The organism is Frigoribacterium sp. CFBP 13729 (assembly GCF_014841875.1).
GTDB lineage: Bacteria > Actinomycetota > Actinomycetes > Actinomycetales > Microbacteriaceae > Frigoribacterium.
Window position 1 is genome coordinate 243,487 of the sequence record NZ_JACYUR010000004.1, and the last position, 14,514, is coordinate 258,000.

Sequence of the window (14,514 nt, forward strand, 5' to 3'; positions counted from 1 at the left end):
CTTTCTCTCGCTCGGCTGACCGGGGGTCAGGCGATCGAGTCCTGGATCTTCTGCTGGATCTCGGCGACGTTCGTGAAGTTGTCGATGACGACGACCTTCGCGGGGACCTGGCCGAGCTCCTCGACGAGGTCCTCGCTGGTGAGCACGAGCTCGGCGGTGCGGGCGGCGCCGCGGGCGGTGCCGATGTCAGCGGCCTCCACGTCGGCGTCGATGTCGAGCGCGCGGAGCGCCTTCTCGGCGTTCATCTTGAGCAGCACCGAGGTGCCGATGCCCATGCCGCAGACGGTGATGATCTTCATGGTGCTGTCCCTTCCGGGGGGTCGAGTGCTGGTGTTCGGGTGTTCGTGGGGTCGTGGTGCGGAGCCCGCCCCGAGGAGGCGCGGGTCGCGTCGGCCTCGGGAGGCCGGTCGGCTAGACGGCCGCGGCCTGCGCGAGCTCGTGCAGCGTGGCGAGCACCTCGTCGGGCGTCTGCGCGGCACGGAGGCGGGCGAGGCCCTCGTCGTCGGCGAGCACGCCGGCGAGCGCCGACATGACCTCGATGTGGCCGTCGTGGTCGAGCGCGGCGAGGCCGATGACGAGGTCGACCGGGTCGTTCGTCTTGTGGCCGAAGGCGACGGGCTCGGCGAGGCCGACCCACGAGAGGCCGGTGCGCGTGACGGCGGGCGACGGCCGGCTGTGGGCGAGCGCGAGGCCGGGGGCGATGACGATGTAGGGGCCGAGCTCGTCGACCGCCGCGATCATCTCGTCCGTGTAGGCGTCGGTGGTGGCGCCCGAGGCGACGAGGCCGGCGCCGGCGAGGCGGATCGCCTCGCGCCAGTCGGCGGCGTGCGCCGCGGTGGTCACGGCCTCGACGGAGAGTTCTTCTGCCAGGTCGACGGTCATGGGCGGGCTCCTTCGCTCGGCGCCGCGGGGCGCGTGCCTGCTCACGCGAGCAGGGTCACCCGACAGGTGTCGACGGGCGCGCCCCGACTCTAGCTCGGATCGAGCCTTTTGACCACTCGTGTTCCAAAGTCGGCGGCGCAGGAGGCGCGGGCTACGCGCCCGGGGCGCGCCGGCTCGTCGCGGCGCTCACGCGGGCCACGTCGAAGAGCTCGTCCTGCGCCATGAGGGAGGCGCCGCGCACCCCGGCCTTGTCGCCCAGCCGGGCGCGCTCGACGACGAGGCCGCGGCGCGAGAAGTCGTGCGTGCCCGTGAGCAGCGCCGACCGGATGCCCGCGACGAGACGCTCGCCCGTCTCGGCGAGGTTGCCCCCGACGATCACGGCCTGCGGGTTGAGCAGCCCCACGACGTCGGCGAGCGCCTCGCCGATGCGGGTGCCCACGGCGTGCAGCTGCTCGAGCACGAGCGGGTCGTGGGCCCGCGCGGCGGCGACGATGTCGGCGCTGGTGGCCACGTCGTGCCCGGCGTCGCGGAGGGCGCTGCGGATGGTCGCGCCGCTCGCCTCCAGCTCGAGGCGGTGGAGCGGCTCGTGGGAGGCGCGCGGTGCGCTCAGCTGGCCCGCGCCTCCTCGGGCCCCTCGGTACACGTGCCCGTCGAGCACGAAGGCGCAGCCGACGCCCATGCCGACCTTGACGACGGTGAGGTGCGAGTACTCGGGCCAGCTGAGGCGGGACTCGCCCACGGCGAGGATGTTGACGTCGCGGTCGACGGCGAAGACGGCGTCGAAGCCGGCGAAGTAGTCGTCGACCCGCACCTCCTCCCACCGGGGGTCGAGCTGCGGGCTGCCGAGCCGGCCGGTGACCGCGTCGACCGGCCCGGGCACGCCGACGCCGATCGCCCGCACGTCGGCGCGGCTGCGGCCGAGGTCGGCGAGGAGGAAGTCGAAGACCTGGATCGCCCAGGAGAAGATCTCGTCGGGGCCGTCGTGCAGGCCGATGTCGGCCTCGTCCTCGCTGAGCACGGTCGAGACGAGGTCGGTCACGCCGACGCGGGTGTGCGAGCCGCCGATGTCGATGGCCAGGATCACGCCCGCGTCCGCGGCGACCGCGAACTCCTCGGGCGGGCGGCCGCCGCTGCTGCTGAGCTGGCCGGCGCTGACGATGAAGCCCGCCTCGAGCAGGTCGTCGAGCCGTCGGGCCAGGGTCACCCGCGACCAGCCGAGCTGCTCGATCAGGTCGCTGCGGGTCGTCGCCTCGCCCCGGCGGATCAGGTCGAGCACGACGCCGGAGCCGGTGGAGGGCGTCCTGGGGGTCATCACCACGCTGCGCTCCTCTGCGATCGGTGGGCGTCGACTCGTCGGGCCGAGCTCGGTTGACTTCAGTCTAGGTGTAGACGAAAGTGGGGCCATGGCCGACGACGTCCCCTCGACTCCCCCGACAGACACTAGCCGTGAGGCCGCGACCGACGATGCCGCGGCCCCGGCCGCCTCGAGCGGCGACGCGGCCGCCGAGGCCGAGGCCGACGAGGCCAACGCGGCCGACGCCCTCGAGGCCCGTGCCGTCGCCGCCGCGATCATGATCCCCGCGCAGGTGGTCCAGGCGAAGGGCCACGGCCACGCCGGCACCGCGATGGCGCTGGCTCCCCTCGCGCACACGCTGTTCCAGCACGTGCTCCGCCACGACCCCGCCGACCCCGAGTGGGCGGGCCGCGACCGCCTCGTGCTCTCGGCCGGCCACGCCAGCCTGCTGCTCTACGTGCAGCTCGCGCTGACCGGCTATGGCCTGGGCCTCGACGAGCTCGCCCTCAGCCGCACCCTCGGGTCGCGCACCCCCGGCCACCCCGAGCTGCACCACACGCCCGGCGTCGAGATGAGCACCGGCCCCCTGGGCCAGGGCGTCGCCTCGGCCGTCGGACTCGCCCTCGCCGCCCGTCGCGACGAGGCGCTGCACGGCGCGGGCACCGGCCTCTTCCGCAGCACGACCTGGGTGATCGCGGGCGACGGCTGCCTGCAGGAGGGCGTCTCGGGAGAGGCGTCGAGCCTCGCCGGCACCCTCGGCCTCGAGGAGCTGGTGCTGATCTGGGACGACAACCGCATCACCATCGACGGCGGCACCGACATCGCCTTCGGCGAGGACGTCCGGGCCCGCTACCGCGCCTACGGCTGGCGGGTGCTCGAGGTCGACGACGCCTCCGACCTCGACGCGCTGCGCTCGACGCTCGAGCAGGCGCTTGAGCGCGAGGGCGGCGACGCCGGCGGAGCAGGAGCCGACGGGTCCGCGGGAGGCGGCGGTCGCGCCGGCCGCCCGACGCTCGTCGCCGTCCGCTCCGTGATCGGCGCCCCCTCCGCCCTGCGCGGCGGCACCTCCGCGGCGCACGCGGGCGGGTTCGGCGACGACGAGGTCGCGGCGGTGGCGACCTCCCTCGGGTTCGCGGCGGGCGCCTCCTTGTCCGACCTGCTGGCCGACGACGTGCGCGACTGGGCGCTCGGCGCCCGCGACCGCGGAGCCCGGCTGCACGCCGAGTGGGACGAGCGCGAGGCCGCCTGGCGCCGCGAGCACCCGGCCGCGGCCGACCGGCGCGACGTGGTCGCCGCGGGCGTGGACCAGGAGGCGGTGGCCGCGGCCCTCGCGACCGTCGCGGTCGACGACGGCGCCGCCACGCGCACCACCTCGGGCGCCGTGCTCAGCGCGGTGCACGACGCCGCCCGGCTCTGGGGCGGCTCGGCCGACCTCTCGTCGTCGACGAACGTCGCGATCCCGGGCGAGGCCGTCGGCGCCGACCGGCCCGGCGGGGACTTCGTGCACTTCGGCATCCGAGAGCACGCGATGACGGCGATCCTGTCGGGCGTCGCGCTGCACGGGCTGTGGCGCCCCTACGGCTCGACCTACCTCGCGTTCAGCGACTACGCGCGGCCGAGCATCCGCCTCGCGGCGCTGATGCAGCTGCCCGCGCTGTACGTGTACACGCACGACTCCGTCGCCGTCGGCGAGGACGGGCCGACGCACCAGCCGGTCGAGCAGGTCGCGTCGCTGCGGACCGTGCCGGGGCTCGACGTCGTGCGTCCCGCCGACGCGCGGGAGGTCGTCGCGGTGTGGGGGCGCCTCCTCGGCTCGGGGTCCGGTTCTGGTGCTGACTCTGTGTCCGGCCCGGGCTCGGGCTCGGGCGACCGGCCCGCGGGCTCGGAGCGGACGGTCGCGCCGACCGCGCTCGTCCTCTCGCGCCAGGCCCTGCCCGACCTCGAGGGAGGCGACGCCACGGAGCAGGGAACGCCCCGAGGCGGTTACGTCCTCTGGCAGCAGGCAGGCGGTGGAGACCTGGCCCTCATCGCCACGGGCAGCGAGGTGCAGGTCGCGCTCCGCACCGCGCGGCTGCTCGCCGACGAGGGCGTCGACGTGCGCGTCGTGTCGCTGCCGTGCCTCGAGTGGTTCGAGCAGGAGCCCCGGGCATACCGGGACGAGGTGCTGCCGCCGTCGCTGCGGGCCCGGGTCACGGTGGAGGCCGGCACGCGGCAGCCGTGGGGCCGCTGGGCGGGGCTCGACGGCATCAGCGTCGGCATCGACGAGTTCGGCGAGTCAGGCTCGGGCCCGGAGCTGCTGCGCCTCCGCGGCGTCGACGACGCCGCGGTGCTCGCGGCCGCCCGCGAGGTCCTCGCCCGCTAGCCCCGCCTCCTCGCCCACTCCCCCGCAAATGCCGACCGTGGCGCCAGGACACGCCCGGGATGCAGCTCCACACGCGGCGTGTCGCGCGGCTTCCCGGCCTCCCGGTCGGCATGTGCGGCTGTGACGAGGTTGCCGACACCGGTCGCCCCGGATAAGGTAAGGCACACCTAACACGGCGATCACCCGTGAGGGCCCCCGAACCGGACAGCACCGGCGAGAGGGGCTGTCCGTCGACGCGGCACGCACCCGGCGTGCCCTCCCGACACCGGGCGATCCGTCGTGCCCGCAGCATGCCGCCTGCGACAGGCACCCCCTCGCCCCACCTCCGGAAGGCCCCCATGTCCCGCACCTCGCGCCTCCTCGCCCTGAGCGCCGCCTCCGTCCTCGCCCTCGGCCTGACCGCCTGCTCGACCGGAGCCGGCACCGGCACCGACGGGTCGGACGGCGCCGCCGGCGACTTCACCCCCGTCACGATCGAGCACGCGCTCGGCACGACGACGATCGACGAGAAGCCCGAGCGGATCGCCACGGTGAACTGGGCCAACCAGGAGGTGCCCCTCGCGCTGGGCGTCGTCCCGGTCGGCATGGCGCGTGCGGACTTCGGCGACGACGACGGGGACGGCATCCTGCCGTGGGTCAGCGAGAAGCTGGGGGAGCTCGGCGGCGAGGCCCCCGTGTTGTTCGACGAGACCGACGGCGTCGACTTCGAGGCCGTGGCCGACACCGAGCCCGACGTGATCCTGGCCGCCTACTCCGGCCTGACGCAGGAGGACTACGACACGCTCAGCGAGATCGCTCCCGTGGTCGCCTACCCCGAGACCGCGTGGGGCACCTCCTGGCGCGACATGATCGCGTTCAACAGCCAGGGCATGGGCATGGCCGCCGAGGGCGAGCAACTCGTCGCCGACCTCGAGGGCGAGATCGCCGAGGTCGCCGACGCGCACCCCGAGCTGACCGACTCCACCGCGATGTTCCTCACGCACGTCGACACGACCGACCTCAGCGAGGTCAGCTTCTACACGACGCACGACACCCGCGTGCAGTTCTTCGACGACCTCGGCCTGCAGCAGCCCGCGAGCATCCAGGAGGCGTCCGACTCGACCGACCTGTTCTCGCTCACGCAGAGCGCCGAGACGGCCGACACGTTCGACGACGTCGACGTGATCGTCACGTACGGCGACGACGAGCTCGTCCAGACGCTCGAGGGCGACCCCGTCCTGTCGCAGATGCCCGCCGTCGCGAACGAGGCGATCGTCGCGCTGCCGAGCACCGGCCCGCTGGGCACGGCCGCGAACCCGACTCCCCTGTCGATCTCGTGGATCCTCGCCGAGTACGCCGACCTCCTCGCCGAGGCGTCGCAGAAGTAGCCACCAGCCGAGCCGTCGAGAGCAGTCAGCGCCAGCGTGACCGTCACCACCACCTCCGGGGCAGCCTCGGACGTCGCCGCCGTGCGCCGTCCGAGGCGTCTCCGTGCCGCCTGGCTGCTCGCGCTGCTGGGCGTGCTCGTCGTGGTGATGGTGCTCTCGCTGACCATCGGCTCGCGGTCGGTGTCGGTCGACGACGTCCTCGCCGCCCTGGGAGGTGCGACCGACGGCTTCGACCGCGCCTCCGTCGCGAAGCGGATCCCCCGCACCCTGCTCGCCGTCGCTGCCGGGGCCGCCCTCGCCGTCGCCGGGGCCGTGATGCAGGGGGTGACGCGCAACCCGCTGGCCGACCCGGGGATCCTCGGGGTCACGACCGGCGCCTCCCTCGCGGTCGTCACCGGCCTCGCGTTCTTCGGCCTGAGCGCCGCGACCAGCATCGTCTGGGTCGCGATCGTCGGTGCCGCCGCGACGGCCCTGTTCGTCTACACGGTCGGATCCCTGGGACGAGGAGGCGCCACGCCCCTCAAGCTGGCCCTGGCCGGGGCCGCGACCTCGGCCGCGCTCGCCTCGTTCATCACCGCCGTCGCGCTGCCCCGCGGCGACATCTCGGCGAACATCCGCTCGTGGCAGATCGGCGGCGTGGGCGGCGGCACGTTCGCGAGCCTCGGCCAGGTGCTGCCGTTCCTCGCCGTCGGGCTCGTGGTCTGCCTGCTCTCGGCCAAGGCGCTGAACTCGCTGGCACTCGGCGACGAGCTCGCGGCCGGCCTCGGCGAGCGCGTCGCGGTCGTCCGCGGGCTGTCGGCCCTCGGCGCCGTGGTGCTCTGCGGGGCGGCGACCGCCGTCACGGGCCCGATCGGCTTCGTCGGGCTCGTCGTGCCGCACGCCTGCCGGCTGCTGACCGGCGTGGACCACCGCTGGCTGCTGCCCTTCTCGGCGGTCGGGGGCGCGGTGCTGCTCACCGCCGCCGACGTCATCGGGCGGGTCGTCGCCCGGCCCGCCGAGATCGACGTGGGGATCGTCACGGCGCTGATCGGCGCCCCCTTCTTCATCTGGATCGTCCGGCGCGCGAAGCTGAGGGCGCTGTGAGCGGCGCCGACCTGCGCTCCGCGAGGGGCGCCTCCTCGACGGCTGCCGGTACCGACCTCGACGCGGGCGACACCCGCGACGGCCGTGCCGCCCGCATCGCGAGCGTCGCCTCCGACGTCGCCCGCGGCCGCGCCCGTCGTGGCCGCCGCCGTCGTGCCGTGATCGGCCTGCTGGCCGCCGCCGTGCTCGTCGTCTTCGTGCTGACCCTCATGGTCGGGCGCACCGCCTACGGGCCCGGCGAGGTGCTCGGCGTGGTCCTCGGGCAGGACGTGCCCGGCGCCTCCTTCACCGTCGGCCGGCTGCGCCTGCCGCGGGCCGTGCTCGCGATCGCCGCCGGTCTCTGCTTCGGGCTCGGCGGCGTGACGTTCCAGACGATGCTCCGCAACCCGCTCGCGAGCCCGGACATCATCGGCATCAGCTCGGGCGCCAGCGCCGCCGCGGCGTTCGCCATCGTCACCCTCTCGCTCGACGACGCGCAGGTCTCGGCCTTCGCCATCGTCGCCGGGCTCGCCGTCGCGATGCTCGTCTGGCTGCTGTCGAAGAAGGGCGGCGTCGCGGGCACGCGACTCGTGCTCGTCGGGATCGGCGTCGCGGCGATGCTCGACAGCCTGACGGCCTACGTGCTGTCGGGCGCGGCGCAGTGGGACCTGCAGGAGGCGCTGCGCTGGCTCACAGGGAGCCTCAACGGCACGAGCTGGCCGCAGGTCGTCCCGGTGCTGGTCGCGCTCGTCGTGCTGACGCCCGTGCTGCTCTCGCGCTCGCGCGACCTCTCGGTCACGCAGCTCGGCGACGACACGGCCTCGGCCCTCGGGGTGCGGGTCGACCGCACGCGGCTGGTCGTCATCCTCGCGGCCGTGGGCCTGATCTCGTTCGCGACCGCGGCCTGCGGGCCGATCGCGTTCGTGGCCTTCCTGTCCGGCCCGATCGCGGCGCGGATCGTCGGGCCGCACGGCTCGCTGCTCGTGCCGTCGGCACTCGTCGGGGCGCTGCTGGTGCTCGTCGCCGACGTCGTGGGGCAGTTCGCGCTCGGCACCCGGTTCCCCGTCGGCGTCGTCACCGGGGTGCTCGGCGCCCCCTACCTGATCTACCTCATCGTCCGCACCAACCGTGCCGGAGGCTCGTTGTGACCACCGACCACTCGCTCGTCGCCCGACGACTCACCCTCGGCTACGGCGACCGCGTCGTCGTCGACGACCTCGACCTCGTCGTGCCGCCCGGCCGCATCACCGCGATCGTGGGGGCGAACGCCTGCGGCAAGTCGACGCTGCTGCGCTCGATGTCGCGCCTGCTCCGGCCGCGTGCCGGGCAGGTCGTGCTCGACGGCGCCGAGGTGCACCGGACGCCCGCGCGGCAGCTGGCCCGCACCCTCGGCCTGCTCCCCCAGTCGCCCGTCGCGCCCGAGGGCATCACCGTCGCCGACCTGGTCGGCCGGGGGCGGCACCCGCACCAGGGCCTGCTCTCGCGCTGGAGCTCCGCCGACGACCTCGCCGTCGCGGAGGCGCTCGAGGCCACCGAGACCACCGGCCTCGCCGACCGCTCGGTCGACGAGCTCTCGGGCGGCCAGCGCCAGCGCGTCTGGATCGCGATGGCCCTGGCGCAGCAGACCGACGTGCTGCTGCTCGACGAGCCGACGACGTTCCTCGACGTGAGCCACCAGGTCGAGGTGCTCGACCTGCTCACCGACCTGAACCGCAGCCGCGGCACCACGGTCGTGATGGTGCTGCACGACCTCAACCTGGCCGCGCGCTACGCCGACCACCTCGTCGCCCTGGCCGACGGGCGGGTGCACGCCGCGGGCACGCCGCACGAGGTGCTCACCGAGGACTGCGTCCGGGCCGTCTTCGGCCTCGACAGCCGGGTGGTCGACGACCCGACGACGGGCGCGCCGATGATGCTGCCGCTCGGACGGCACCACGTCGTGGGCGAGGGGCCCGTGCGCCGCGGGTCCTCGTCCGAGCCGACGCCGTAGGAGGCGCGGGTGCGTCCCGCCCGCCGCTCGCGCACCTCCTTCGCCTCCTCTGCCGGCCGTTCCGCGCCTCCGGAAGTCCGCATCTCCGCAAATGCCGACCTTCAGGCCCCCTCGCAGCCCGCACCACCTGGATATCCCGTCATTGCAGGCGCTCAGGTCGGCTTTTACGGGCTCGATTCCGGCGGCGCGAATTCCGACCGCAGGAGGCGCGGGCGCGTCCCGCAGATGCCGACGGCCGGGCGAGAACGTGGGCTGCAACACCTGGAGATCCCGTTCTCGCGAACGGCGTTGTCGGCATGTGCGGACCACACCGTGTTGCATCGACGTGTTTCGCCTGCTGGCGGCGGCGCGAACGACGGAGGGCCGCCCGACGATCTCTCGTCGGACGGCCCTCCAGGCGGTGCAGATGCTGCAGGTGGTGCGGGTGGTGCGGTGCTGACTAGCCGGTGAACGCGGCGTTCGCGCGCACGGGCACGGCGACCGGGGCGGTCGGGCCGGCGGGCACGGGCACGGGTGCGACGACGGCGTCGGCGGTGACCGTCACGGTGCCCTGCAGCAGGACGCCCGAGTCGTTGCCGACCAGGGTGATGAAGTAGGTGCCGGGGCCCTGGAGCTGGTCGGCGGGGATGACGATGTTCGCGGCGATGCGACCCTGGGCGTCGGCGGTCAGGACGATGTCCTGGTCACCCGAGCTCTGGGCGTTCTCGTTCGCGAACAGCACGGACAGGGTCTCACCGGGGAAGAACCCGGCGCCCTCGACCGCGATGCCGGTCGTGCTGACCTGCGAGACGGTGAGCGTCGCGGGCACGTAGGTGCCGCTGGGCTCGGGGGTGAACCAGGTGCTCTCGGTCCCGAAGGCGACGGCCTGGACCGACGACGACGCGGGGTTGGGCGTGATGAAGCCGTAGGCGAGGATCGTCGCGTCGGCAGCCGGGTCGCCGGCGGCGTCGATAGCGTCGATCTGGGCCTGGAACTCGGCGAGCGTCGCGACGGCGCCGGCGGCGTAGGTGCCGAGGGCCTGCGAGGTGACCCACTGGCTCGTGGCGGTGAAGCCCTCGTTGCCGACGGCGACGGGACGGAGCGTCGTGAACTCGGTGCCGGTGCCGGTGCCGTTGGCGAAGATGGGCACCTGGAAGGTGGCCGAGCCGAACGAGACGAAGTCAGCGTCGAGCACGAGGTCGGTCAAGGTGCTGGCCGGGGCGTCGTACGCGTTCAGCACCTGCACGTTGCCGAAGGTCGAGTTGAGGCCCGCGCCGTCGAAGGTGACCGTGCCGGCGGGAGCCGCCACGTCGCCGAGGAACCAGCCGGTCGCGGGGTAGGTGTCGCCCTCGACGCCGAGCTGATCGTTCGTGGTGACGCGGTCGGCCGCGTCGGGGTCGAACGCGGCGTTCGCCGTGCCGGAGACGGCGACGACGGAACCGATGACCGCGGCGGACGCCACGGCCACGGAGAAGATGCGGGACTGCTTCACTGGTGATCCTTTTTCTCAGAGTGAGCCGCGCCGGGTGAGGGGCGGCAGAACGGTGATCCCCCCATCACGGCGTCTGCGCAGGGGTGCGCCGTCGCATCGAGAAAGGTTCTGAGCAAGTGTCACTGATTTGCGGCCGCTTGGGAAGTCCTGTGACGAACCAATGCGTATCCGTCGTTCCCGGGTCTTGCCACGAGAGGGAGGATGCGGAAAAATCTGTCCCGTCAGGCCCAGACCCCGCCTGCCCCTGCTCGACTGACGGACCCGACCCGTCGTCGACACGCACGGGGGCTCGGCGCCCTGGATCAGCCGAGCCCCCGGCCCCCTGCGGGTGCCCGGCTACCTGCTGATCGTCTTGCCGACGGCGACCCCGACGAGCACGGCCGCCACGACCGTGACGACGGGCCGACGCCGCGCGTTCCGGCGCACGAACGCCGCGACCCCCGTGCCCTCGTCGTCCGTGTCCAGCGCTCCGACGGTGCGGTCGACGACGTCCGAGGTCGCCCGGCCGGCCTTGTCGGCGAACCGCTCGCCTCGGTCCTGGGCGCGGTCCAGCACCTCGGAGGCCGCCTCCTTCGCCTTCTGCAGCAGCCGGTCGGTGCTGCTCAGCCCGCCGGTTCCGCCGCGGCCGTCGCTGTCGGGTCCGGCGCTGCCGCCGTCCCGGCCGCCGGGGGCCGCGTACCGGCGCTCGGCCTCGTCGAGGGCGCGGCTGGCGGCGCGCTTGGCCTTGTCGCTGAAGGACTCGCTCATGGGGTGTCTCCTGGTCTGCCCGCGGTGCGGGCGTCGTGTCGCGGGGTGTCGTGCGGTGAGTGGTCAGTGGTGTGCGTCCCCGAGCGCGTCCGGTGCGGGGTGGGCGTCGTCGGGATGGTAGGCCCGGATCAGCCCTTGCGAGCAGGGCGGCGAAGGAGGCGGTGGGCGACTCCCGCGACGACCGCGCCGGCCAGGGGCGCGACGATGAACGCCCAGACCTGGCCCAGCGCGTCGGGCCCGGCGACGACGGCCGCGGCGATCGAGCGGGCGGGGTTCACCGAGGTGTTGCTCACGGGGATGCTGACCAGGTGGATCAGGGTCAGCGTGAGGCCGATCGCGACGGGTGCCAGGGCGGCGTACTCCTTCTTCGCGGTCACGGAGAGGATCACGCCGACGAAGACCGCGGTGAGCACGACCTCGATCAGCAGCACGGCGCCGAGGCCGTAGCCGCCGGGCGAGTGCGCACCGAACCCGTTGGAGGCGAAGCCCGACTCGCGTGCGGCCGCGAAGGCACCCGAGGGGCCGTCGGCGACGACCGCGGCGACGACTCCCGCGCCGGCGAGGCCTCCGACGACCTGGGCCACCACGTAGCCGGGCACGTGCCGCCACTCGGTGCGTCCGGCGATCGCGAAGCCGACCGTGACGGCGGGGTTGAAGTGGCCGCCCGAGATGTGGCCGACGGCGTAGATGCCGCCCATCACGCTCAGGCCGAAGGCGAGGGCGACGCCGAGGAACCCGACCCCGACGGCGTTGCCGTCGTCGGGGAACGACGAGGCCAGCACGGCGGTGCCGACGCCGCCGAGCACGAGGAGGAACGCGCCGAGCGCCTCGGAGGCGTAGCGCGCGCCGCTCGACCAGGTCTCGGCGTGCTGGGTGCGCTGCTCCGATGTCGAGCGGCTGACGGGGGTCTGACGTGCCATGGGTGCGGTTCTCTCGGGTGCGTGGTGCGGTCGGGTGCGGTCGGTGCGGTGGCGCAGTCGGGTGCGGTGGTGCGTGTGAGCGGACGGCTGGTCAGTCGCGGCCGGTGGTGGACTCGTCGCCGCGCGACGCGAGCCCGGCGATCGTGTCCTTGGGGACCGGCGGCACGCCGCGTCCGAGGGCGGAGACGCCGACCTTGACGACGACCGCCGCGGCGATCGCGAACACGGCGAAGGCGATGAGGGTCGCGGCCCAAAGCGGCAGCGCCACGGCGAGGACCGCGACGACGACGGCCGCGAGCAGCCCAACGGTGACGACGGCCAGCACGGCGCCGACCCCCACGAGGACCAGTCCGGTCCGCGCGCTCCGGGCACGGTCGGCGACCTCGGCCTTCGCCTTGCCGATCTCGCCGCGCACGGCCTTCACGATCGGCTCGATCGCGCGGCTGCCCAGCTGGTCGGCCCGGCTGCTCAGCTGGTCGCGCAGGCGCGCTCCGGTGCGGCCGTCCTCGGTGCGCGGCTCGGCTGCGCCGGTGTCGGTGGTGTCCTTCTCGGCCACGGGGGCTCCTCCTGGTATCGGCCCTGCTCGCCCGCAGCTCCCCGGGGGAGGCGCGGTGCAGGGCTCCCCATCAAGTCGTGTCCCGCTCCCCTGCCGTCACGCGCCTCCGGCTGGCTCCCAGCTTCGCGCGGCCCGGGACTCGCCCCCCGGCCAGCCGCGTCCGGACACGGGTGCGTCGCTCCTCTCTCTCTGTGTGCCCGAGCTCTCTGTGTGCCCGAGCTCTCCGCGCTCCCGGCGCCGCGCCTCCTCGGGGTCCAGGCTGGGACGAGCGACCGGGAGCCGGTCGGCGACGAGAGGAACGCGACATGGCCGAGACGACAGAGGTGCTGCACGTGGTGCTGGCGGAGTGGAACGACGGGGTCGACGAGACCGCCCGGGCGACGACGATGTCGGACGAGCACCTGACCACCATCGACGGCGTGCTGTCCGTGTCGAGCGGCCCCACCGTCAGCGGCGAGGGCCTCGAGGGAGGCTTCGACTGGATGCTCGTGGTCCGCTTCCGCGACCGTGCCGCCCTCGACGCGTACCTCCCGCACCCCGAGCACCTGCCGGTCGCGGGCTTCCTGCGCGACTCGGCCGCCCGGGTCGTCGTCTTCGACATCGCGGCGTAGGGCGAGGCCGGCCCCGGCGGTGCGGCCGTGCCGAGGGGCGGCCGTGCCGAGAGGCGGCCGTCGCCGGGGCGCAGCCGTCCCTAGAATCGGCGCATGCCCTACGACGAGTGGTACGACGACGACACCCGCGAGGCGGCGACCGCGCGGGTCCTCGAGCGCAGGGCCACGAAGCCGGGCGACCGCAACGTGCTCACGGTGGTCGCCGACGAGTTCGGCATCCCGCAGCAGACGCTGCGCGCCTGGGTCGAGGAGGCGGCACCCGAGCCCGAGAAGCCGGCCCGGAAGCCCCGCCCCAAGTTCTCGCAGGTCGTGACGACGCGGATCGAGCCTGCGCCGGCGCCCGAGGCGGACCACGACCCGGAGTCGGACATCCAGGCGGATCCGGACGCGGGGCCGGACGTCGCGGCGGGGCCGCAGGTCGAGCCGGAGCCGGATGCGCATGGGGAAGAGGAGCAGCAGCCGCAGTCGGAGCCGCAGCCGAGCGCCCCTGACGCAGCCGCCGAGCCGGACGTCCCCACTCGACCCGCGCCTCCTGCTCCGACCGCCGTCGCCGCACCCGCCCGGACGCCCCGCACCGGCGAGATCGCTGCCCTCGAGGCGGAGATCGCCGCGCTCCGTGCCGGCAACCGCGTGCTCACCGAGGCCATGCGCGTCCTGCTCGACTCCTGACCGGAGCCGACGGACCGCCGAGGTCACGGTCAGGTAACGCACCAAACTCATCCAGCGAGGGTGGCGAACCCCTGTCAACTCCCCACCGGGAACCACAGACAAGGAGAACCATCGTGAACATCTCACGCAAGACCATCACCAAGTCCGCCTTCGGCATCGTCGCCTCCGGCGCCCTCATCTTCAGCCTCGCCGCCTGCTCCTCCACCGACGCCGGCTCGACCTCGTCGTCCTCCGCCGCCCCGTCGTCCTCGTCGTCCGCTGCGTCGACCGAGCCCGTCGCGTCGCTGCCCGACCTCAGCAAGGGCGTCGACACCCAGGTCGCCGTCGACGCGTCCTTCGTCGAGGCCCTCACCAGCCTCGGCCTCACCCCCGGAGTCGTCGGCACCGCCGGCTTCGACGCCACCACGGGCACCTTCTCCTTCCCCATCACCGGCGGCAACGTCGACTACTACGACCCCTCGTCCGACGTGCGCCCCTACGTCCAGGGCGAGATCGACCACGACGGCTCCGGCCTGTCCCTGACCGCTGCCGACGGCACCGTCGTCGAGCTCAGCGACTTCCGCATCGACCCGGGCGAGAGCAA

General features: G+C 74.1%; 14 protein-coding genes and 1 pseudogene. 8 read left to right on the forward strand and 7 right to left on the reverse strand.

Going from position 1 to position 14,514, the window contains the following annotated elements:
- Window positions 1-26 precede the first annotated feature (26 nt).
- The 3 genes from IFT77_RS13495 to IFT77_RS13505 form a co-directional block, all read right to left on the reverse strand.
- Window positions 27-299 carry a PTS sugar transporter subunit IIB gene (locus IFT77_RS13495; RefSeq protein WP_123548377.1) on the reverse strand — a complete coding sequence of 91 codons (273 nt, stop codon included), beginning with the start codon at window positions 297-299 and terminating at the stop codon, window positions 27-29.
- A 112-nt stretch (window positions 300-411) separates the two neighbouring features.
- Window positions 412-882, reverse strand: coding sequence for a PTS sugar transporter subunit IIA (locus tag IFT77_RS13500; protein ID WP_192042900.1), 471 nt, complete (start codon window positions 880-882; stop codon window positions 412-414).
- A 151-nt stretch (window positions 883-1,033) separates the two neighbouring features.
- Entirely contained in the window at window positions 1,034-2,194 is a 1,161-nt protein-coding gene (locus IFT77_RS13505) for an ROK family transcriptional regulator (RefSeq protein WP_192170288.1), read from the reverse strand.
- 91 nt (window positions 2,195-2,285) lie between these two features.
- Here IFT77_RS13505 and IFT77_RS13510 point away from each other — a divergent pair, with 91 nt between their 5' ends.
- The 5 genes from IFT77_RS13510 to IFT77_RS13530 all read left to right on the forward strand — a co-directional run bounded on the left by IFT77_RS13510 (window position 2,286) and on the right by IFT77_RS13530 (window position 8,957).
- Window positions 2,286-4,538 (forward strand): transketolase, encoded by a 2,253-nt coding sequence (locus IFT77_RS13510; RefSeq protein ID WP_192170271.1) that lies wholly within the window; start codon window positions 2,286-2,288, stop codon window positions 4,536-4,538.
- Window positions 4,539-4,876: 338 nt separating this feature from the next.
- A complete protein-coding gene (locus tag IFT77_RS13515) occupies window positions 4,877-5,905 on the forward strand; it encodes an iron-siderophore ABC transporter substrate-binding protein (RefSeq protein WP_192170272.1) in 1,029 nt (342 codons plus the stop codon).
- A gap of 36 nt (window positions 5,906-5,941) precedes the next feature.
- Window positions 5,942-6,988 (forward strand): FecCD family ABC transporter permease, encoded by a 1,047-nt coding sequence (locus IFT77_RS13520; protein ID WP_371741059.1) that lies wholly within the window; start codon window positions 5,942-5,944, stop codon window positions 6,986-6,988.
- A 95-nt stretch (window positions 6,989-7,083) separates the two neighbouring features.
- Complete coding sequence (locus IFT77_RS13525) at window positions 7,084-8,115, forward strand: iron chelate uptake ABC transporter family permease subunit (RefSeq protein ID WP_192170290.1); 1,032 nt, start codon at window positions 7,084-7,086, stop codon at window positions 8,113-8,115.
- Window positions 8,112-8,957 (forward strand): ATP-binding cassette domain-containing protein, encoded by an 846-nt coding sequence (locus IFT77_RS13530; RefSeq protein WP_192170273.1) that lies wholly within the window; start codon window positions 8,112-8,114, stop codon window positions 8,955-8,957. The genes IFT77_RS13525 and IFT77_RS13530 overlap by 4 nt, the downstream gene beginning before the upstream one ends.
- Window positions 8,958-9,396: 439 nt before the next feature.
- On the opposite strand, the gene IFT77_RS13535 is transcribed toward IFT77_RS13530, so the two are convergent.
- The 4 genes from IFT77_RS13535 to IFT77_RS13550 form a co-directional block, all read right to left on the reverse strand.
- The gene (locus IFT77_RS13535; protein WP_192042896.1) at window positions 9,397-10,428 is read right to left on the reverse strand and encodes a hypothetical protein; all 1,032 of its coding nucleotides are present in this window, start codon (window positions 10,426-10,428) and stop codon (window positions 9,397-9,399) included.
- A gap of 336 nt (window positions 10,429-10,764) precedes the next feature.
- The gene (locus tag IFT77_RS13540; protein ID WP_192170274.1) at window positions 10,765-11,175 is read right to left on the reverse strand and encodes a hypothetical protein; all 411 of its coding nucleotides are present in this window, start codon (window positions 11,173-11,175) and stop codon (window positions 10,765-10,767) included.
- A gap of 128 nt (window positions 11,176-11,303) precedes the next feature.
- Window positions 11,304-12,095 carry an aquaporin Z gene (gene aqpZ / locus IFT77_RS13545; protein WP_192170275.1) on the reverse strand — a complete coding sequence of 264 codons (792 nt, stop codon included), beginning with the start codon at window positions 12,093-12,095 and terminating at the stop codon, window positions 11,304-11,306.
- 91 nt (window positions 12,096-12,186) lie between these two features.
- Window positions 12,187-12,651, reverse strand: coding sequence for a phage holin family protein (locus IFT77_RS13550; RefSeq protein WP_371741060.1), 465 nt, complete (start codon window positions 12,649-12,651; stop codon window positions 12,187-12,189).
- A gap of 305 nt (window positions 12,652-12,956) precedes the next feature.
- Here IFT77_RS13550 and IFT77_RS13555 point away from each other — a divergent pair, with 305 nt between their 5' ends.
- The 3 genes and pseudogenes from IFT77_RS13555 to IFT77_RS13565 form a co-directional block, all read left to right on the forward strand.
- A complete protein-coding gene (locus IFT77_RS13555) occupies window positions 12,957-13,262 on the forward strand; it encodes a Dabb family protein (protein WP_192042892.1) in 306 nt (101 codons plus the stop codon).
- A 93-nt stretch (window positions 13,263-13,355) separates the two neighbouring features.
- Window positions 13,356-13,931 (forward strand): hypothetical protein, encoded by a 576-nt coding sequence (locus tag IFT77_RS13560; protein WP_192170276.1) that lies wholly within the window; start codon window positions 13,356-13,358, stop codon window positions 13,929-13,931.
- Window positions 13,932-14,044: 113 nt separating this feature from the next.
- Window positions 14,045-14,514, forward strand: a pseudogene (locus tag IFT77_RS13565) (hypothetical protein); the annotation flags it as partial.